Annotated in this window: 13 protein-coding genes; 4 read left to right on the forward strand and 9 right to left on the reverse strand. The window is 46.6% G+C overall.

Annotation, left to right across the window (positions count from 1 at the left end):
• Nucleotides 1-30: 30 nt before the first annotated feature.
• The 3 genes from M1D30_RS07940 to M1D30_RS07950 all read right to left on the reverse strand — a co-directional run bounded on the left by M1D30_RS07940 (nucleotide 31) and on the right by M1D30_RS07950 (nucleotide 7094).
• Nucleotides 31-2733, reverse strand: a complete 2703-nt coding sequence (locus M1D30_RS07940; protein ID WP_248502715.1) for a LamG-like jellyroll fold domain-containing protein — start codon at nucleotides 2731-2733, stop codon at nucleotides 31-33.
• 12 nt (nucleotides 2734-2745) lie between these two features.
• On the reverse strand, nucleotides 2746-5817 hold the full coding sequence (locus M1D30_RS07945; protein WP_248502717.1) for a glycoside hydrolase family protein: 3072 nt from the start codon (nucleotides 5815-5817) through the stop codon (nucleotides 2746-2748).
• 101 nt (nucleotides 5818-5918) lie between these two features.
• On the reverse strand, nucleotides 5919-7094 hold the full coding sequence (locus M1D30_RS07950) for a mechanosensitive ion channel family protein (protein WP_248502719.1): 1176 nt from the start codon (nucleotides 7092-7094) through the stop codon (nucleotides 5919-5921).
• 242 nt (nucleotides 7095-7336) lie between these two features.
• Here M1D30_RS07950 and M1D30_RS07955 point away from each other — a divergent pair, with 242 nt between their 5' ends.
• Nucleotides 7337-12007, forward strand: coding sequence for a glycoside hydrolase family 88 protein (locus M1D30_RS07955; RefSeq protein WP_248502721.1), 4671 nt, complete (start codon nucleotides 7337-7339; stop codon nucleotides 12005-12007).
• A 39-nt stretch (nucleotides 12008-12046) separates the two neighbouring features.
• On the opposite strand, the gene M1D30_RS07960 is transcribed toward M1D30_RS07955, so the two are convergent.
• Complete coding sequence (locus M1D30_RS07960) at nucleotides 12047-12673, reverse strand: trimeric intracellular cation channel family protein (RefSeq protein ID WP_248502723.1); 627 nt, start codon at nucleotides 12671-12673, stop codon at nucleotides 12047-12049.
• A gap of 55 nt (nucleotides 12674-12728) precedes the next feature.
• Nucleotides 12729-14000 carry a replication-associated recombination protein A gene (locus M1D30_RS07965; RefSeq protein ID WP_248502725.1) on the reverse strand — a complete coding sequence of 424 codons (1272 nt, stop codon included), beginning with the start codon at nucleotides 13998-14000 and terminating at the stop codon, nucleotides 12729-12731.
• Nucleotides 14001-14101: 101 nt separating this feature from the next.
• On the opposite strand from M1D30_RS07965, the gene M1D30_RS07970 reads away from it, so the two are divergent.
• Nucleotides 14102-14908, forward strand: coding sequence for a hypothetical protein (locus tag M1D30_RS07970; protein WP_248502727.1), 807 nt, complete (start codon nucleotides 14102-14104; stop codon nucleotides 14906-14908).
• Between the two features lie 88 nt (nucleotides 14909-14996).
• On the opposite strand, the gene M1D30_RS07975 is transcribed toward M1D30_RS07970, so the two are convergent.
• The 4 genes from M1D30_RS07975 to M1D30_RS07990 are packed head-to-tail and all read right to left on the reverse strand — an operon-like array spanning nucleotide 14997 to nucleotide 17352.
• A complete protein-coding gene (locus M1D30_RS07975) occupies nucleotides 14997-15581 on the reverse strand; it encodes a Maf-like protein (RefSeq protein ID WP_248502730.1) in 585 nt (194 codons plus the stop codon).
• A 13-nt stretch (nucleotides 15582-15594) separates the two neighbouring features.
• A complete protein-coding gene (locus M1D30_RS07980; RefSeq protein ID WP_248502732.1) occupies nucleotides 15595-16113 on the reverse strand; it encodes an HAD family hydrolase in 519 nt (172 codons plus the stop codon).
• Nucleotides 16106-16825 carry a Rossmann-like and DUF2520 domain-containing protein gene (locus M1D30_RS07985; RefSeq protein WP_248502734.1) on the reverse strand — a complete coding sequence of 240 codons (720 nt, stop codon included), beginning with the start codon at nucleotides 16823-16825 and terminating at the stop codon, nucleotides 16106-16108. The genes M1D30_RS07980 and M1D30_RS07985 overlap by 8 nt, the downstream gene beginning before the upstream one ends.
• Nucleotides 16825-17352, reverse strand: a complete 528-nt coding sequence (locus M1D30_RS07990; protein ID WP_248502736.1) for a nitroreductase family protein — start codon at nucleotides 17350-17352, stop codon at nucleotides 16825-16827. Before M1D30_RS07990 ends, M1D30_RS07985 begins: the two co-directional genes overlap by 1 nt.
• A 90-nt stretch (nucleotides 17353-17442) precedes the next feature.
• On the opposite strand from M1D30_RS07990, the gene M1D30_RS07995 reads away from it, so the two are divergent.
• Both M1D30_RS07995 and M1D30_RS08000 read left to right on the forward strand, forming a co-directional pair.
• Nucleotides 17443-18420 (forward strand): GNAT family N-acetyltransferase, encoded by a 978-nt coding sequence (locus M1D30_RS07995; RefSeq protein ID WP_248502738.1) that lies wholly within the window; start codon nucleotides 17443-17445, stop codon nucleotides 18418-18420.
• A gap of 37 nt (nucleotides 18421-18457) precedes the next feature.
• Entirely contained in the window at nucleotides 18458-20824 is a 2367-nt protein-coding gene (locus tag M1D30_RS08000; RefSeq protein WP_371874054.1) for a carboxypeptidase-like regulatory domain-containing protein, read from the forward strand.
• The last annotated feature ends 68 nt before the right edge of the window (nucleotides 20825-20892 follow it).

Genomic DNA, 20892 nt, shown 5'->3' on the forward strand with positions numbered 1-20892 from the left:
ACAATAATAAACATAATAAAAAAGGTAGTCTTAACGGACTACCTTTTTATTGTTCACGATACTGATGCCTCGTTGCTGTACATCTCTGCGAATACCGTCTAAACCGAAATAGGCTTCGCTCTGATTCTCTGTATTTACGCTGGTGATACCCGATGGATCCTCTGCAATCATAGCTTTCACCTCGTCACCACTCAAAGCATAGTTATAAATACGCACATCATCGAGCCACGCCGAGATGTATGGGTCTGCAAGGAACTGACTGCGTCCCAGATAGTTCAACACAGGACGGATGTCACTTGGACGAATGGTGATTGACGTGGTTGACGCAACCTCTTCACCATCCACATAGAGTGACGTTTTTTCTTTACCCAAGACCACCGCAATATGTTTCCACTGAACAGATGTTAACTTGTAAGGTGCATCGAGCACCTGTTCGTCGTCTCCGTTTTTGATAGCAAAACGCATCACATTGGTATAACTGTTATTGGGAGTTAGAAACATGTAATGCTCGGTATCCTTACCAAAATCAAATAAGCGTTGCCATTGCGTTGTAGATGAGCGCCAATTGACCCACATAGCGATGGTCAACTCGTCACTGGAGGCAACACAATAAGGTAGCTGAACAAATTGGTTGTTAAGGTTCAGCGACTTGTCACCCTGCTTATGATCGGTCTGATACTTGGCAGTAGCGCCACCAGCATATGCCGCATCCATCATATTGGTGGTCACGTCATAGAGATTATCCTCAAAGGTCCATCGGGCTATCATTGCAGGCTCGCCACTAGGAGTAGCTTCGACAATCTCAGACGCCTCAGAGATATTCAGCGAGAGATCAATGGCCTTTACCTTATATATATAAGAAGTGCCAGGGCGACAAGTGTTGTCTACAAAATAGGTGGCTGTTAGACCGCGAGCAATAACATCCCACTCCTGGGTGTCCTTGGGGGCACGCATCACCATATAGTCCTTCAGGTCGGCGTCTTCATTAGCTTTCCACGACACACGAACCGAAGCGGTGGAAGACTCGGCACTCACCCGACTAGGCGCAGAAGGGGCCGTAATGTCGTAGGCTACATCAACGGGGATGAAGCGAAACAGCATGCGGTCTTGGGCCGAACCAGTGAGTTTTTTGGTCTGGATAAAACGGGCCTCGGAGGCATGCTTGGCCAGATAGAGGGCACTTTCACGATTGCGAATGTAATAATAGCCATTGTCAACATACTCCAGATACCACTGCTCATTACTGGTAGGATTATCCTGGGTATAACCAATGATATCGGCCTGCGACAGAGAGTAATTCTTCACATTGAGATGAACCTTGGCATTGCTCACCGATTCGATGTCGTAAAAACTCAGGTCGCCACCAGTGCGATTGGTTACAGGCTTTACTGTCCATTGCTGCTTGGCAGTGCCTTTATAGGCCTGCTGTACAATGTTACCACCATTAGACGTGAAAGCCACTACATTCTCCTTATTGCCAGCAGCCTTGCAGATAATCTTATAGGTGCCATCAATGGCACATGGGGGTACACATTCTCCCCACGTCACATCAATGACACGCTCAGCATTGGTCTGACCAGACTGGTAACCTGTACCACCAGGCATGCTTGATACATACTCATGCACAGGTCCGAAACCATCATAATAGACAGGGCGCTCGGCAGACACAAACTGATAACTAGTGGTTTTGGCCTGGCGTTCGCTACTGCCAACAAAGGCCTTGATACGTCCGTCATCATGGCGATAGACTGAAGCTGCCGTCCAGTTATTGCGGTGCTCGGCATAAGCCAGTCGGTCACCATGACGCGAGATATCGCAGAACTCACCACGGGCTCTACTGTCAAAGCCCCACCAGATGCCCACCGTCATGCCATACTCCAAACCTACCATCGCCTCCCCCACATTGTGCATCTCATCAGCATACCCCACCTTACCGTCCTTCTGCAGCTGCCGGAAGAACTTGGCGAAGTTATCAAATGAACCTGCCAACTGATGAGTGTTGCCCCAGTCATAGTACTGTTTACCGGGAGTATACCAATCTAATGCCTTGTCGTCGTTCAATGTATTACCACCCACCATAGCAATGTCTGCACAGCGGGGATAGTTCTCCTTTAGGAGTTTGGCTACTTGCCACTGCTTAGCCGGCGAACCACCCTCCTCAACACTCCAATAATCACCCTCGTTGAATGGTGAGATACCCACAACAGGGTGCTTGGTATTTTGTTGCACCCAGTGCACATGACTATTAATCATGGCAGCCCAATGATTGTTATTAGCCACCTTGTTCTTCACATAATATTCAGGTGGGCGGCGATTTGGGTCATTATCCGTAGGACTCACAGCCTCCTGGTCGGCAGTAAGGGTGAGGGGCAATGTGGTACTAATCTTATTGAAGAGATTACAACGTTGCTTCAACACGTCAATCATATTTGCAGAGAGTATCGAGTCGTTGACTAACTCTTCAGTATAGCGAAAGGCGATACGTCCAATACCGACGTTTTCTTTGCCCATATGATTCACACCCTTCATAATGTTCTGTTCACTAATCCACGCCAGGTCAACACCCCATGTGGGGTTGAAACGCTTACCCTCTGCCGAGAGATAGAACGGGACGTTGACATCAGCCTTCTTTAATCCCTGCAGATAAATGCTCGACGAAGAGCGTTCCTGAGCCTGAGCACCAACAGCTACGAAAAGCATCAGTGCTGCCCCCATCACATATTCTTTGTTCATAGACATATGAATTTATTTGATGATGACCTTCTTGGCCTGTCCATTCTCCACCTTGATATATAAGCCACTCTTTAGGTATTCCGTCTCCTTCATCTGTCTGCCATCAACAGTATAGAAACCATTAACGGGCTTAAGAACAGAGGTTGGCGTAGAGATTCCTGTCAAGTCGTCGATAGCATGATAATAGAGCACAAAGCCCGTGGCACACCACCATCCCTCACGATTATCTTTGCTGCCCGATGCATTGCCGAAGCTGTGCCACCAGCTGGAATGAGCATTGGTCTTAGAACTCTTGAACCCCAAGGTTAGCGAACCGTTAGGCTCGACGTAGATGGGCGTTGACTTCAGCGTCTCCCAGACATCGGAAACAGGCAGATCGAAAAAGTCTTTCGACATGACTGGAGTCACAGCTTCGTTATTACCACTCTTCAGATAGCCATGCTGGTCGGAGATACAGAAGTGCTCGGTAGTGCCCTTACACTCCAACTGATAATAGCCCTCAGGCAACCCCGTTACCGTTTGGCGAATCTCCATCGTAGCGGTCTTTGATGTGGTGCTCCACCACGCATTCCAGCAGGTCTTACCAAACTTCGTGGTGGCCTTCTGGTCGCCGTCTTTATAGGTACCAACCTTTGTCTCCCAGCCATCACTCTTCTCGCCAGCAAACGAACCATACTTAGGCTGTTTGGACGAACGGGTAAAAGCAAAATGAGCATCAAGCATCGCCTGAATTTGCTCTACCAGGTCCAGTTTCTTCTGATAGGTCTGAGCAGCCTGTGCTTGAGTCAACAGGTCCTTCATCTGGTCGTAGCCGGGACAGGGTCTATCTTTGATAGCGTCGAGTGTCGTGGCAAAACGAGCAAGACGGTCTATCAAGGCCGTTGACTGGGCGTTATAGGTCTCCTCGGCCTGAACCCTCAGCTGTGACTTAACGGCGTCGTCGGCCAGCGCCTCCTCGCGGGTTGCAAAGAGCTGACGCAGTTCAACGGCATCAATCTGAGCCTTGGCACCCAGGGTATAGAACGATAGGATGCCCTTGTCGTAGGTCTCGGTATTAAACACAAAGCGTTCAAGATTCCACGAGGTTCCATTGGTGGCCTTACCTACCTCCTTGACTAATGTACTGCCATCGGGTGAAAGTGCCATTTTCACATAGTTGCCACTATTGATGGTAGCAATGCGGAAGATATAGTTCTGATTCGGCATCAGGTCCACAATCTTCTTTACTGCAGAAACAGTATTCATACCACCGTTCAGATGTGCCTGCAGGTAAGCACCACCATCATATCCTCCAGCTCCAACCACCTGGAACTGAGGCTCTGTCAAAGCATTGCCCTGTCCGTTAGTCCAATCTGTGAAGCCGAGATCAAACTCGCCATTCACCAAGACGTTACCACCGGCATAGAACACCTGTCCATCTACCTCCACTACATCACCTGCATTCAATTCATCGGAAGTAAAGTATTCCTTGCCATTGAGATCAATAAGATGAAGACGATAGTTAACCGCCTCGTCGGTGTTAGCCACATCATAAGTATAGTTAGCAGCGGTTTCCTTCTGTGCGATGGTGTCAAGAACCACCCAGCGCCCCGAGGAATCCTTCATCTGAACCTCCATCAACTGATTATATTCACCATTGGAATCATGCCAAGTGAGACGCATCTTTCCATTTGTCAGCGCAGTCTTGAACTTCGACGGACCATACTGGCGAGGCGTCGTTGGCACAAAGTCATACTTGCCGTTGTAAGCCATCGGGGCATTCATCGACGAGTAGTACTCGCCGGCGGGTGTTAGGCCGTTATTATAGACACGTGAAATCTCACGCTCTCCATTCCAATAATAATAGCGCTCCACATAGTCATAGCTATTCAGCTTCGAACATATATTCTGGAGAGCCGTCTTTACCTGAGCTTGTGTTACGCCACTGGCAAAGGCACCGTTATTATTCCATGAGGCTCCCCAGCACCACTCTGAAATCCATATAGGACGTTTGTATTTGTTGACCCAGTTGACAATATTACCGAAGTTGCCCTCAGTCCAATAGCAATGCAGGTCAATAATATCGCAACGCCATCCGCGTGCGTCAATAGAGTCCATAAACTCCGCCAGGAAACCAGTAGCATTCCAATAGTCACTGCCATCCCAAGAGGCTGGTGAGCACAGGCGCATACCCGTACGCATCATATTCTCCCAGTTGTTAAGAATGGTTGTAAGGTCCTGAGGGTGATCGTCCGCCGTGTTCTTCGGCTCATTGTTGTTCTTGGTATGAGGAGACCAGGTGGCCTCACCAATTGCCGATGATGATGGCCAATCTTCATAGATATGGTTGGGAATGCACTCATAGTCGGGAGCCTTGTTCTCACCCACACCCCACGTATAGCTACTCTGCACCCTCAGGGCATTCAGCACCGTACTGTTCAAATTGTCGGCAATCTGTTTCTTGGCAGCATCATACCATTTGAACACACGATACGAAGAAATCTTCTGGTCGAGCACAGCAGGCAATTCGCTAATTTCCAGGTCAGCATCGGCTGCAATGAAGCAACGACTATAACCCTTACCACCGCTTAGAGTCGAAAAGGTCACCATATAACCTCTCTTAAGTTTGAACGAACGGATGCGGTTGTTCAGGAGAGCCGTGGTCAACGTGTTCATATAGCCACCGGTATTTCCCAAGCCATAGTTATTGCACGACTCGCCCTCAAAGTTGCGTTCCGTAAAGGTGGTCAGGGGCTTAAAGGTATTACCGTAAGGCAGGATGACACAGCCATTCTTATAGAGTTTTACCTGACAGTTGGTACTGTTCTTGGCCTGTTCGCCGTTGATAAGCACCTTTTTCAACCATTTGCTGATGGCCACCGAAGGCTTCACCTTGTTGATAATCAGCACGGCATGGTCGGTATTCACAATATTCACTTTACCATCATCGGTAAAGGGGGTGTCACCCGAGATGATATAGTCCACATTATCTGTCACAGCCACCGAGTCGGTCACTTGTGTCACTGTTGTCTTGGTGTTTCCACCCATCATTGCCAGAGGCATGCAAAGCATGATGAGCATCCAAAAAGTAGTTAGTTTTCTCATATAGTTACACTTAGTTTGTTTTTTAATTCTTCTGCAAAGATAATTGATTCATGTCAAACAGCCAAATTAATTCATGATTTTTCACGATTGTCTAAACATCTTCAACGATTCATATCTTCTTTCGGAATCTGGGGTTCCAAATCATTGCGATGGGCAAATATATGGGGTGACATAATCTCGACACCAGACTGATGGAAGGCGTCAAGAATGTTCTGATGAAGTTCGGAATAGATGATGGACAGCAGATCCGTATGCTTTGTATAAGCATTAATCTCATATTCCACATAGAAATCATCCAGCGTCGTCACGATGACAAAAGGCAACGGATGCTTCTCAATATGTTTTGTGGCACGGGCAGCACTAAGCAGGAGATTCTCAATGATGTCGTGCTTCACGTCATAACCGATGGTCACCTTCGTATGCACGATGATGCCATAGTTCTCTGCCGACATTGTGTAGTTGGAGGTCTGGGCACTCATCAGGGTGGAGTTGGGAATGGTCACCAAGAGGTTTTTCCTGGTACGCAGACGTGTCACCAATCCCGTCTTCTCTACCACAAACCCCTCTACATCACCAAAGCGGATAAAATCGCCCACTCGGAAGGGGCGCATGTAGGTCATCACAAGTCCCGCCATCAGATTGCCAAATATGGACATCGAACCCAGCGACACAATGACACCGATAAACACTGAGACACCTTGGAATACCTGTGAATTACTACTAGGAAGCAAAGGCCATATCATCACAAGCATAAACGAATAGCACAAGAAACGCAGAATAAAGAACGTAGGTCTAGCCCAGTCAGGATAGAAGCCATTAATCCTGAGTCGTCCTAACGCAACTTCATTTGAGAAATAGCGAAGAATCTTCACAAGATAGTGAATAAGAACAACGATAACAATAATCTTAAATAGGTTAGGTAGATAACCCACCACACTCCAGAAAAGATCCTTTAAAGGATTCCATATATAGCCCAAAATGATAAATGCAAACTTCTCGGTCTCAGGAAACACATAAAACATCAACGGAACACTTACCAGTAATTGTATTAAGACAACAATGATACGAAGCAAGCGATAGATGACAAGAAACAGAACACCCTGTTTATGAACATTCAGAACCTCATAGTCCTTAATCTTCAATGGAATAGCTTTACGTAGCGTAAAACGTGTCAAACTGAATTTCCATCGTTTATAAAGCCAAAGAGTGAGCTTTATCAGTAGTACTTGTACCACGATGATAGCCACTGCCAACGCAATATTTACAAGTTGATCCATAGGCATTCATTATTGGTATTATTAGTAATAACTAAATTCGTTTATTTACGTGTACAAAGATATAAAAAATTGTTCATACCCACAAATGTTTTTTCTATTTTTAGTATTAGTAGAACATAATGCGCTATTAGTCCTTTGTCGTTTCAGACTTTTTTCGTACCTTTGCGCCACATATAGAAATACTGAAGCTAAAACAGAAAACTGGAAATATGCGCCTAAAAGCCCTTATACCAATACTTCTTATGCTGTGCCCGCATCTTTGCACAGCTATTGAATGGAACGAGCGTAAGTATCACGAAATAGAGTTGAGCATTCAGCTACCGCAGTTTGGCAAAAACGCCTACGATGTAACAACATTTGGTGCCAAGCCCACTATTACCCCTGAAGCCAATCAAAAAGCCATTCAAAATGCTATAGACCAATGCTCTACGAAAGGCGGTGGACGAGTAATTATCCCTTCAGGAGTAACACTTACCACAGGAGCTATTCATCTGAAAAGCCACGTCAACTTAGTCGTTGAGAAAGGGGCCACACTAAGATTTGCTTTTAATCCACAACTATACCCCATCGTCGAAACATCATGGGAAGGTATAGACTGCTATAATCTGTCACCATGCATCTACGCTTTCCAGCAAACAGACATTGCAATTACAGGTAATGGAACAATCGACGGAAATGGATCACGACAGACATGGTGGCCGTGGTGTGGTGCCAGTAAGTTCGGATGGAAAGAAGGAATGACAAATCAAAAGACAGAAGCAAGGCCTCGACTACTAAAAAACGGTGAAGACGGTGTGCCAATGATTGACGACAAAGGCCAGCGTATAAAGAGTCGTATATTTGGACCTAACGATGGTCTGCGCCCACAACTCATTGGTATAAACCAGTGTCAACGCATACTAATTGAAAACGTCACACTGCTCGACTCGCCTTTTTGGGTAATCCATCCTTTAAAGTCGGAAGATATAACGGTACGCGGTGTCCATATCAATAACGACGGGCCTAATGGTGATGGATGCGATCCAGAGTCATGCAATAGAGTCCTGATAGAAAGCTGCTATTTCAACACAGGCGATGACTGTATTGCCATCAAAAGCGGACGAAACCGCGATGGACGCGAGCGGGCTATGGCATCACAGAACATTATCATAAGAAACTGTGAGATGAAGAACGGCCATGGTGGTGTTGTCATCGGCTCGGAAATTAGCGGTGGTGCTAGAAACATCTTCGCTCACGACTGCGTGATGGACTCACCCAACCTCGAACGCGTGCTAAGAATTAAGACGAACTCATGTCGTGGAGGTGTCATCGAGAACATTTATATTCGTGACATTAGCGTAGGTCAATGCGACGAGTCGGTAATGAAAATCAATCTGAATTACGAGCCTCACGAGGTATGTTGCCGAGGCTTTTATCCCATGGTAAAAAACATTTTGATGGAACGAGTGACCTGCAAGAAGTCACGCTATGGTGTGCAAATCATTGGGCTCAACGAAGATACTTTTGTAAAAGACATCACAATAAGAGACAGCCACTTTAGCGGCGTTCAACAAGGTAATACTATTACTGGTAAGACATCAAATATCAACTTCGACCAACTCTATATCAACGGCAGTCTTGCGCTGACTCAAATGCCCTACAAGCACTATTCCGAATGGATGACATACTCCGAAATGGCTCGAACCCCGAAATCTTTTCTTCTGGACTTTTCAAAACGGCCAAAATGGTCGTATGTAATGGGCATCGAACTAGAAGCTATGTTCGATACATATCTGCACTATGGCGGACAGGACATCATGAACTACTGTCAGCAATACATCGACACAATGATTAACCGGAAGGGTTACATCCGTGACTACAAACAAAAGGACTACAACTTAGACAATATTCGTACGGGCCATTTCGTGGCCCGTCTCTATACTCAGGCTCCTGAGACGAAAAAGCTGAAAGCCATACGTATACTGATGAACCAACTGGAGCAGCAACCACGCACAAAGAACGACAGTATCTATTGGCATAAAGCCATCTATGCACATCAAGTATGGCTCGATGGCATTTTCATGGGCCTCCCCTTTCGTTGTCTAACGGCATCGATCGTCAACAAAAAGAAAAATACAATCAAGATTTACGATGATGCTGTAAACCAACTCATCAAGACTTATGAACGAACATTGGATAATCGGACCGGTCTAAACCGTCATGCCTTTGACGAGACAAAGAAGATATTTTGGGCAAATGCAGAAACAGGACAGAGTCAACACTGCTGGGGGCGCGCGCAAGGCTGGTACACAATGGCTTTGATTGAGATTCTAGATGCACTCCCCAAAGACTACGCCCGACGCCAAGAGGTAGTAGCACTTCTAAAAAAAGACTTGGCAGCAATTGTAAAATGGCAAGACAAACAATCAGGCTTATGGTATCAGGTAATGGATGCCCCCAACCGCGAGGGCAACTATCTAGAAAGTACATGTTCCTGTATGTTTTCCTATGCATTGCTCAAAGCTTATCGTATGGGTTATGTAGGCACGGCATATCGCGAGGCTGGCATTAAAGCCTACCGTGGCATCACAAGTCATTTCCTTCGCATTGATGAAGACAAGAACTTGTCACTGACTCATTGCTGTTCCGTTGCCGGATTAGGCCCTGACAACAACCGCAGACGTGATGGAAGCTTTGAATATTATCTATCTGAACCACAACGAGATAACGACGCGAAAGGAATAGGACCATTCATCTGGGCATCATTAGAAATGGAGAAAATGGGCTATACCACCGACAATGTGATGCAGCCCATTAATCGACAAGAAGTAACCGAACGCCACAACCCCATCATTACCCAGATTGATCCTTTATCATCGCTCACTGTTGGCAATGGCCATATAGCCACAACTGTAGACGTAACAGGCATGCAATCATTCTACGACGACTACGAGAACGGAATTCCTCTAACCACAATGAGCGACTGGGGATGGCATTCATTTTCAAACACATTAAGATTGAAACGCGAGGAGAGCGAAAAGACATTCAACTTGGGACACGGTCACGACGAGGTGTATGCCATAGAATACAAAAATGAGGAGGATGGACGCAGGAAGGCTGCAACAGCCTATTATCGTGCGAACCCACATCGTCTGAATCTGGGAGTTATCGGACTTATATTAAAAAACAAGAGCAACCTTCAAATCACGCCATACGAATTATCCGACATTTATCAAGAATTGAAGTTATATGATGGCATCATCGAATCGAAGTATAAGGCCGATGGTGTGTCTGTAGAGGTTACTACTGCCGCTCTACAGAACAAAGATGCTGTTATTTATCGCATCAAGACACCTCTATTGAAAGACGGACGTGCCCTGGTTAGCATCCGATTTCCCTACCCCACGGGCAAACATTCCGATGGCGCAGCCGACTGGGACAAGCCATCATTACATGCCTCACGCATCGTTAGTCAGACAACAAACTCTGCAATTATTGAGCATGTAATAGACACCACACGATATTTCCTACAACTATCATGGACTGGACAGGCCTATATCAACAATACGAAACCACACGAATACCTACTGACTTCCTCTAACGATGTTCTGACAATGAAGGCCGAATACACGCAACATATTCCCGCAGAAGCCCCAGTTTTTGCTTTCGAACAGGAACTGGCAAGTGTACGAAAGGCATGGAACACATGGTGGAAGCAAGGAGGCTTTGTTGACTTCTCGGCCTGTACCGATTCAAGAGCCAAGGAACTGGAACGCCGCGTAATACTATCGCAATACCTCACACAGGTGAACTGCGCCAATGCACTGCCTCCGCAGGAAACAGGTCTTACCTACAACTCATGGTTTGGTCGCCCACACTTGGAGATGACGTGGTGGCATATGGTCGATTTCACTCTGTGGAACAGGCCCGAAGTTATGAAAACGGTTATGAACTGGTACGACATATCAGCCGCTCAGGAGGCCAGAGACATTTCAAAGCGTCAAGGTTTCAACGGTCTGCGCTGGATGAAGATGACCGATCCGTGGGCAGGCGAGGCGCCATCAAATGTGGGCAGTTTCCTCATTTGGCAGCAACCACATTATATATATATGGCAGAAGAACTCTATCGAGCCACCCCCACACAAGAAACTCTCAACAAATATGCTGCACTAGTAGAGGAAACGGCACAATTTATGGCCGACTTTGTGAGTAGCCGTAGACGATGTAAGAATGTAATTCCTCTTTTGCCACTTGAACGATTCTGGACCGAATACCACCTTAAGGGATTTACAGCTATGCAGGAAAGCATTTCAAAGGACATAGCCTACAATCAGCCCTTTGAACTAGCCTATTGGCATTACGGTCTCAACAAAGCTAACGAATGGCGTGAGCGTTTAGGAAAAGAGCGTAACAAACAATGGGACGACATCGCCGCCCATCTATCGCCACTTCCTATGCAAGACGGCATCTATACAGCAGGCATCCCCCTCAGCACCGCCCTCGACAAAGAGAAAAGTCATAGCGACCATCCCGCCGTTCTTGGTCCTTTCGCTATTCTACCCTCCTCATATTTAACCAACGACAGCGTTACCGCCCGCAAAACCCTTGCATGGGTAATGGATAATTGGAACTGGCCATCGGCATGGGGTTGGGATTTCGGAATGACAGCAATGGCGGCTGCACGACAAGGAGAACCCGAAACAGCCATTCAAGCCCTACTGATGGATGTTCAGAAAAACACTTACCTTAAGAATGGGCATAACTATCAAACAGCCGACAGGCTGAGACTATATCTCCCAGGCAACGGTGCATTGCTTACAGCTGTAGCAATGATGTGCGCCGGATGGGAGGGATGTCCCAATGTGAGCAACCCAGGTTTTCCGCAAGACGGCACCTGGAACGTGCGATGGGAAGGGCTAAACAGAATGCAATAAAAAGAGACACACTAGAAAAAAGCGAAAACGAGGAAGCAATCAGTCTTCCTCGTTTTCGCTTTTTAATATCGGCAATGCAATATGGTATCGCACAGCCAGCAATCGGATAACACACGTCACCACAAAGCTCAGAATAGCCGTGACGCCCACCGACATGCCCAATTCTATACCTATCCAATAGGCCAAGCCACCAAGGACGCAGGCCATTGCATAAATCTCCTTATGGAATATTACAGGCTCGTTGTTTAGCAACACATCACGAATAACACCACCTGCGGCACCCGTGATGCAACCCATTATGATAGCCACCCAAAAAGCCTGACCAGCATCAAGGCTGCGCTGAATACCTGCGATTGTGAAGAGCGCCAAACCGAAAGTATCGAACACGAACCACGCATTCTTCAATGGTTCCAGCCATCGTCTTAAGAATACAACGGTCAGCAAAGCCACTGCCGTACATATCATATAAATAGGTGTAGTCATCCAAAAGATGGGCACATCAAGGATGACATCACGAATAGTACCACCACCAATAGCCACAGCAATACCACAGACATAGCCGCCAAACCAGTCAAAATGCTTGGCAGCAGCATGACGTATGCCCGAGATGGCAAAGGCAAAAGTACCCAGCAACTCAATTATTTTTATTATGATATCTTGATTCATTCTCGTTATTTATCTCATTTTGCATTCGCATCATTGCGACATATCCAACAGTCAGCTACTCCTCGAAACGTTTTCCCCAGTAGTTCACCATGCGCTGCCACAATTTCTCCTCCTGTGGATTGTGCTGCCCATGCCACAAGCGTTTGTCTTGCAGTTCATCAGGCATATATTGCTGAGGTGTGAAATGCCCAGGATAGTCGTGCGGATACATATAGCCATCGTGATAACCCAGTTCCTTCATCAACTGAGTGGGTGCATTGCGTATAGGCAGCGGCACCGGCTGATTGCCCGTCTCACGAACCAAAGCAAGAGCAGCATCGATACCCAGATAAGCCGAGTTGCTCTTTGGCGAAGTAGCCAAATACACAGCACATTCAGCCAAAGCGATGCGAGCCTCAGGCCAACCAATCTTCATCACCGTATCAAAGGCAGCGTTTGCCAATAGCAAAGCATTAGGATTTGCCAGTCCTATGTCCTCAGAAGCAGAAATAACCATACGGCGAGCAATGAACTGCGGATCCTCTCCACCCTCAATCATGCGAGCCATCCAATAGAGAGCCGCATCAGGATCAGATCCACGAATACTCTTGATAAAGGCCGAGATGATATCATAATGCATCTCCCCATCCTTGTCGTAAGCCAGAGGATTCTGCTGCAGGCGAGCCACCACCAATTCATCAGTGATAACCACATCACCACTCTCCGACTCAACCACCAGTTCTAGGATATTCAGTAACTTACGAGCATCGCCACCACTATAACGCAGCAATGCATCCGTCTCTTTCAGTTCAATACGCCTTTCGCGCAGTACCACATCCTTCGTAATAGCACGCTCCAACAACTTCAGCAGGTCGTCTTTTTCTAGCGACTTCAATACATAGAGTTGACAGCGCGATAGCAAAGGTCTGATAACCTCGAACGAGGGATTCTCGGTTGTAGCACCTATCAACGTCACTATGCCACGCTCCACGGCCCCCAGCAATGAGTCCTGCTGAGACTTTGAGAAGCGATGAATCTCGTCGATAAACAAGATGGGCGAAGCCTCATTGAAGAACCGCCCCTTCTGGGCCTTCTCAATGACATCGCGCACATCCTTAACGCCACTGGTTACAGCAGAGAGCGTGTAGAAAGGTGTCTCCAGTTTATGAGCAATAATCTGAGCAAGCGTTGTTTTGCCAACCCCCGGAGGTCCCCAAAGAATAAAAGAAGAGATGCGCCCCGAGTCAATCATCCTACGGAGCACAGCCCCCTCGCCAACCAAATGCTGCTGACCAATATAATCATCCAGCGTGCGAGGTCTTAGTCTTTCTGCTAACGGTTCAGCCATATTTTTGTCGCAAAGGTACAAAAAAAATCGGAATTCATAATTCAACTTTCACAATAATTTTATATCTTTGCAACCATAAACTACAAAAGAATCAAATATTTATGGAGAAACAGTCTGAAAAAAAAGCACTTACACTCAAAACCCTTACTAAGAGTAGTGTATGGGACGTTCAGGAGAACGATATCTTCCGTATGTGGGAAGGCGCAGACAAGGACGCAGACATCAAAGACAATGTACGCCGTTATGTCGACATTATTCGCTCGGCCTTCATGATTGAAGAGGTAACCAGCGACCAGCCTATTATCATTACGAAATACGAGAAGCAGGGCTACAAGGTAGGACAAGTGAAACTGGACGAGAACAAGCACATCACTTGGGCCATCAAGAAGCGCCCCATCATGCGAGTGACAGACCTGACCTACGAGAACATTCGCCATATCAGTGCTGCCAAACTCATTGAGGTGCTCGACCGTAACTTCGGTGGTGGCTGGGACTCACTGTCGCAGAGTATCAAGGATATCATCGAGAGTGGTTTCGACATCTCTACCACTACTCTGCCCCAGGATCGTCTGCACAAGAAGGGAGGCCTTTATGAAAAGAAGGTGGAAGACGGTTTTGAGGTACTCGAAGTAGCTAAAGGCAGTTGGGTGGAAGCCATCTTTGCCAAGGTGAAGCCTGAGGCCGAGAAGCCCCGCATGAAGTTTGCTTCGGCCATGAACGACGAAGAGGACGAGGATGCCGACGTAGAGATTGAGGACAACTACAACAAGCCCGACGAGGACGATGTAGAGATTGAGGATCCCAATGACGACGATATCAACGAGGACAACTACTCAACGATGATGGATTTGGGCAGCGGAGATCCCGATGAAGAGGCCGAAGGATTGGCCGACTACGGAGAAGAGTAATAGAAAGTGCCATACTTACGAGTCGTAAGTATGGCACTTTTAATATATAAATATGGCATTTACGACTGGTAAATGCCATATTTATTTTTTAGAACGCAGTTGTCAGCTCGTTGTAGATACGCTGAACGGGCAAGCCCATCACATTAAAGTAACTGCCATTGAGACCGGTGACACCCACATAACCAATCCATTCCTGAATACCATAGGCACCTGCTTTATCGAATGGACGATAAGTACGGATGTAATAGTCAATCTCTTCGTCAGTGAGTTGCTTAAAGGTGACGTCGGTAGTCACCGAAAATGCCCGTTGTTTGTCTGTGGTGGTCAGGCAAACACCCGTAATTACCTGATGAGTCCTACCACTTAATTTATGGAGCATACGCCGAGCATCGTCAGCATCAACAGGCTTTCCCATCACCTCATCGCCAGCAACAACGATGGTGTCGGCCGTAATAATCAAATCGGTCTGCTCCATCAGTTCACGATAAGCATCGGCCTTCTCCTTCGCAATATACTCAGCAATCTGAGCCACAGGTAAGTCTGCAGGATAATTCTCCTCAATATCGGGCAGCACCTTCACCTCGTATTTGATTCCAAGTCCGCCCAACAATTCACGGCGGCGCGGCGAGTTGCTGGCCAGAATAATATGATATTTCTCTAAATTCTCAAACATTGTTATTTCGTATTTACCAGCCAAAGGCCTTTTCGTTCATCAGCCACTTACCCTGAGCACGCAACACCTGCTCAACAACATCACGACCACAGCCATAACCGCCTCGGCGATCACTCACATAGATACTGGCTTCACGAACTTCGGTGCAAGCATCCTGTGGACAAACGGGACAGCCTACGCGCTGCATCACCTGCAAATCAGGAATATCATCGCCCATATACATCACTTCGTCTGCCTTCAGTCCGTACTTTTCAAGGAAAGCCTCATAAGTTTTAATCTTTACGGCACATCCCACAAATACATCTTTCACACCAAGTCCTTCGTAACGCACACGGACAGAATCGACATTAGCACCCGTCATAATGGCGATATGGAGCCCCATCTTCACAGCCAACTGAATGGCATAACCATCCTTAATATTCACCGTGCGCATTGGCAGTCCATCGGGAGCCAGCGTAATAGTCTCGGCAGAAAGTACACCATCAATATCAAAGATAATGGCTTTAATCTTCTTTAAATCGTAATTAATCATGGGAAAGTTTGTGTATGCTATTACTCATTAATTCATATATCTTTTGCATCTCAGGCTCATTGTCAAGCAAAGCCTTCTGGGCCGACATCACATTTTCGTCCCAACGAATGGCCGGACCTGTTTGAGCAGGAACAGGATGCATGGTATGCACCTTACGGGCAGTCTCGTCAATCAAAGGAAGCATCACGTCGAAAGGCAGGCCATGTTGCTCAAGCACCTTTGCCGACAATGCATAACAATGGTTAGCAAAGTTGCACGCAAAGACAGCTGCCAAGTGCAGATAGCGTCGTTCGGCCGTTGTTAGCTCGTATACCTTCCGGCTGATGCTCTCAGCAATTGTATGAGCCGTTTGAATCGCCTTATCATCACAACCCTCAAGGAATATGGGCACATCAGCAAAATCCACTTGTCGTTCCTTTGAAAAGCTTTGCATGGGATAAAAAACACCGTAATGGCGAGCGATTCCTTCGAAGACCGACAACGGCATTGAACCAGCCGTATGGAAAAACACTTGTTCTTCTCTACCCCGCACAACACGTCGGGCAACCGATTCGAGTGCATCATCCTTCACAGCAATGACGAAAGCTTCGGCCTCATTGGGAAGACCTTCGAGCGTTCTACTATTCACCACTCGCACTTCGTGCCCCACCTTCTGCAAGGCAGGCACAAGATTAGAAGCCAAGCGTCCAGTACCTATAACAACGATTCTCATCAGAACTTATCTACGTGAACATTCTCCCACTTCAACTTCTCTTCGTTCTGAGGCTGACGTTCATCGGCCTTGTGACCGAAGGCAACAACACAAAGAACATTCAAGTTTTCGGGAATATCAAGAATTCCACGAATCACAGTGTCGGCACTCGTACCATCATTCAGACCTCGGCCACGCATCTGAACCCAGCAAGACCCCAAACCCAGTTCCTCGGCCTGATACTGCATTGAGATGGCTGCAATACTACCATCCTCCACCCAGCAATCGTTCTGCATAGGATCACCCAGTACAACGATAGCGAGCGATGCACCCTTGATAAGCTGACCACCCATCTCCTTGGCATCAGAAAGTTTCTCAAGGTCCATCTTATCGTCAACCACCACAAACTGCCAGGCGCGTTGCCCCTTCGACGTGGGCGACATCAAGGCTGCGCGAAGTATCATTTTTACATCTTCGGCATCAATTTCCTGATCAGTAAACTTACGATGTGAACGGCGCACTTGCACCAGTGTTTTGAAGTCTGTCATAGTCGTTTGCAATTAATTTTTCATGCAAAGGTAATAATTTTCAGCAAAAACAGGCGAAATTTAAGAAAGATTTAGTATTTTTGTCCCCTGATGAGTGATTGGGCCATAAACATATATACCAATAGCAATCAATTGCCGAAGGGACTGAAAGACGATAACATCTTCCATAGCCCGCAGTTGTTCCTATTGGCCAAGAAGACGCCACGACAGAAACCATACATGGTAACCGTCGAGACGTCAGATGGTGTGGTAATAGCCCAAATGCTGGCATTGATTCGCTACCACTCGTCATGGTTTCCCCCTTATCTTTATCGTCATTGTCGCATTCTGGGAGAAGGCGTCTATGCCGACGGCTACGACAAGGCCGAACTTTTCAGCATGATGCTGAAGCATCTCACAGCGAAAGTTGGCCGATGGACGCTCTATTTGGAGGTGAGCAACCTTTCAGGAAAGATGTTTGCCTACAGAGAACTTCGTAAAGCGCACTATTTTCCAGTAAAATGGGTTCACATTCATAACTCTCTGCATTCTCACACACCAGAAGAGCGCATCAACGAACGTATGCAGAAGCGTATCAATACGGCCTATGCCCGCGGTGTGATAACAGACGAAGTGAAGACAGAAGCCGACTTTCTGGCATTTATGCATCTGCTGCGCACCCACAATTGGCTGAAGCCCAAACGATATATCCCTGCCGACGAGTTCTTCCGTGGCTTACAAGACAGTCCCAACGGGCGGTTATTCCTCACACGTTATAACGGCCATACCATCGGATGTTCGGCCGTGGTATACAGTCAGGGGCAAGCCTATCTATGGTACGCCGCCTACAGACGTAAGTCATTTGCTTTCGTACACCCTGACATCCTCACCATATGGAATGTTCTTAAGGATTCTCACCAACGAGGCTATCAGCACGTATTCTTCATGGACGTTGGTCTTCCCTTCCGTAAGAATGCATTTCGCGACTTCATCCTGCGCTTTGGAGGAAAGCAGGCCAGCGCCTATCGTTGGTTCCATTGCTCCATTGGATGGATAAATAACCTGTTTTCGTGGTATTATCGCGACTAGATATAATAAAACGTAGCACACTGCGTTATTACTATTGATGAAACAACGCACCAAACGATATATTTTCACGCTTGTCACATTTCTGACAAGCCTCATGTGTTTTGCTCAGTCATTCACGTTAAAAGGAAAGGTCATCGACGATGAGGGCAATGCTCTGGAGCTTGCCACCGTATCATGCGTCGAGCAGGCTGCCGTAACGATGACCAACCTAAAAGGTGAATTCAAGATGACTTTGCAGTCGGCCGACTCGGTAGTTGTCAAGTTCTCAATGGTTGGCTATAACTCGCGTACACGCGTGCTTCGGAATCCAAAGAACACACAGACTATTCAAATCCAGTTGCACAACATGGAACTGGAAGGTGTCACTATCACACAGAGACGTCGTCAGACAGAACAGATGGAGCAACTGGACATCAAGAATATCAAAGCAACACCATCGGCTTCAGGCAACGCCATTGAAGAACTGATTCAACAGCAAGCCGGTGTGTCAACGCACAATGAACTGTCAAGTCAATATAATGTGCGAGGCGGTTCGTTCGACGAGAACTTCGTATATATAAATAATGTAGAGGTCTATCGTCCACTGCTCATCAGGAGCGGTCAACAAGAGGGATTGTCCATAATCAATCCAGATATGGTCGAAAAGGTAGGATTTTCCAGCGGTGGCTTTGCCGCCCGTTATGGCGATAAGATGTCGAGTGCACTTGATATAACCTACCGTCGTCCCAAAGCCTTCGAGGCTTCAGCCACAGCGTCATTACTTGGTGCCAGTGCCTTTGTGGGAACATCAAACAAGAATTTCTCGATGAGCCACGGTTTGCGCTATAAGACCAATCGATATTTATTAGGTTCTTTAGAGACAACAGGCGAATATCGCCCTAACCAGTTGGATTATCAGACCTACATCACCTATGAACCCAATAAGCGATGGACATTAGAGTTGCTGGGAAACATTTCTGAGAACCATTATAACTTCAAACCAAAAGATCGCGAAACATCTTTTGGAACAATGGAAGACGTCAAGTCGTTCAAAGTATATTTCGACGGGCAAGAAAAAGATATCTTTCGCACGTTGTTTGCTACAGCTGCCATCACCCGTCATCTTGGCGATTCCACACACATAAAACTCCTTTGGTCGGCCTTTAAGACCAAAGAACAGGAATGCTATGACATTCAAGGACAGTATTGGCTTAACGAATCGCAGAATGCTGAGCAATTAGGCGTTGGAACATATGCCGAACACGCTCGCAATTATCTCACTGGCAATGTGCAGAGCCTCAAGCTGATGCTTAACCACCAACTGCGTCAGCACAATATCGAAGCCGGTCTTACCCTGAAATGGGAACACATCAAAGAGCAAAGTCGTGAATACGAGATGCGCGACTCAAGCGGCTATTCTATTCCGCATACAGGCAACCGTTTAGACTTAATCTATGCCCTATCATCCAAACAGGACATCAAGTCAAAACGCATCGAAGGATACATTCAGGACGTATACCGCTGGCATCATGACGAAACGTATTTTACACTCAACTACGGTCTGCGCTTCGCCCATTGGTCGTTCAACAAAGAAACAATTCTCTCGCCACGCTTGTCGTTGGCCATCGTCCCCGCCTTCAATCAGGACATTGTCTACCGTTTTGCCACTGGCATCTATTATCAAGCACCGTTCTATAAGGAACTGCGCGATACCACGACAACAACCAACATCACCGTTGTCACCCTCAACAAGAACATTAAGAGTCAACGCTCACTGCAATTCATTGCAGCAATGGACTATCGTTTCCGCATGAAAGACCGTCCATACAAGTTCACCGCAGAGGCATATTACAAGGCTCTTTCAAACCTGATACCCTATAACGTGCAAAACGTTAAGATAACCTATTACGGACAGAACCTTTGCTCAGGCTATACAGCAGGATTGGATCTCAAACTTTATGGAGAGTTCGTACCAGGAACCGACTCATGGATATCTCTTTCACTAATGAGTACCAAGCAGAAGATGAATGGCCAATGGATTCCAATGCCCACTGACCAGCGCTATGCCATCAACTTGCATTTTACTGATTATTTCCCTGGAACAGAACGATGGAAGATGACCCTACGCCTGGCCTATGCCGATGGACTGCCTTTTGGTGCACCTCATCGCGGTTTGGAATCACAAAATTTCCGTGCTCCAGCCTATAAACGAGCTGATATTGGCATGAGCTATATGGCTTATCAGGCACTTCACGAAAGAAAAACCCTAAAAAGAATCTGGCTAGGAGTCGATTGTTTGAACCTATTTGGCATCTCAAATGTTAACAGTTACTATTGGGTAACAGACGTTTCCAATAATCAATGGGCCGTCCCTAATTACCTCACAGGACGACAAATTAATGGGAAAATAACTGTAGAATTTTGATTAACTTTACAAATTAATCATACATTTCTTAAAAGAAGTTAAATTTGTAGAGAAATTTAGGTCATTGC

This window comes from Prevotella sp. E15-22, from assembly GCF_023204875.1.
Classification (GTDB): Bacteria; Bacteroidota; Bacteroidia; order Bacteroidales; family Bacteroidaceae; genus Prevotella.

Coding starts and splice junctions, on each gene's coding strand:
- M1D30_RS08000 (WP_371874054.1), top strand. CDS start 18,458: ATGAAACAACGCACCAAACGATATATTTTCACGCTTGTCACATTTCTG.
- M1D30_RS07975 (WP_248502730.1), bottom strand. CDS start 15,581: ATGTTTGAGAATTTAGAGAAATATCATATTATTCTGGCCAGCAACTCG.
- M1D30_RS07970 (WP_248502727.1), top strand. CDS start 14,102: ATGGAGAAACAGTCTGAAAAAAAAGCACTTACACTCAAAACCCTTACT.
- M1D30_RS07950 (WP_248502719.1), bottom strand. CDS start 7,094: ATGGATCAACTTGTAAATATTGCGTTGGCAGTGGCTATCATCGTGGTA.
- M1D30_RS07945 (WP_248502717.1), bottom strand. CDS start 5,817: ATGAGAAAACTAACTACTTTTTGGATGCTCATCATGCTTTGCATGCCT.
- M1D30_RS07980 (WP_248502732.1), bottom strand. CDS start 16,113: ATGATTAATTACGATTTAAAGAAGATTAAAGCCATTATCTTTGATATT.
- M1D30_RS07990 (WP_248502736.1), bottom strand. CDS start 17,352: ATGACAGACTTCAAAACACTGGTGCAAGTGCGCCGTTCACATCGTAAG.
- M1D30_RS07960 (WP_248502723.1), bottom strand. CDS start 12,673: ATGAATCAAGATATCATAATAAAAATAATTGAGTTGCTGGGTACTTTT.
- M1D30_RS07985 (WP_248502734.1), bottom strand. CDS start 16,825: ATGAGAATCGTTGTTATAGGTACTGGACGCTTGGCTTCTAATCTTGTG.
- M1D30_RS07995 (WP_248502738.1), top strand. CDS start 17,443: ATGAGTGATTGGGCCATAAACATATATACCAATAGCAATCAATTGCCG.
- M1D30_RS07940 (WP_248502715.1), bottom strand. CDS start 2,733: ATGAACAAAGAATATGTGATGGGGGCAGCACTGATGCTTTTCGTAGCT.
- M1D30_RS07965 (WP_248502725.1), bottom strand. CDS start 14,000: ATGGCTGAACCGTTAGCAGAAAGACTAAGACCTCGCACGCTGGATGAT.
- M1D30_RS07955 (WP_248502721.1), top strand. CDS start 7,337: ATGCTGTGCCCGCATCTTTGCACAGCTATTGAATGGAACGAGCGTAAG.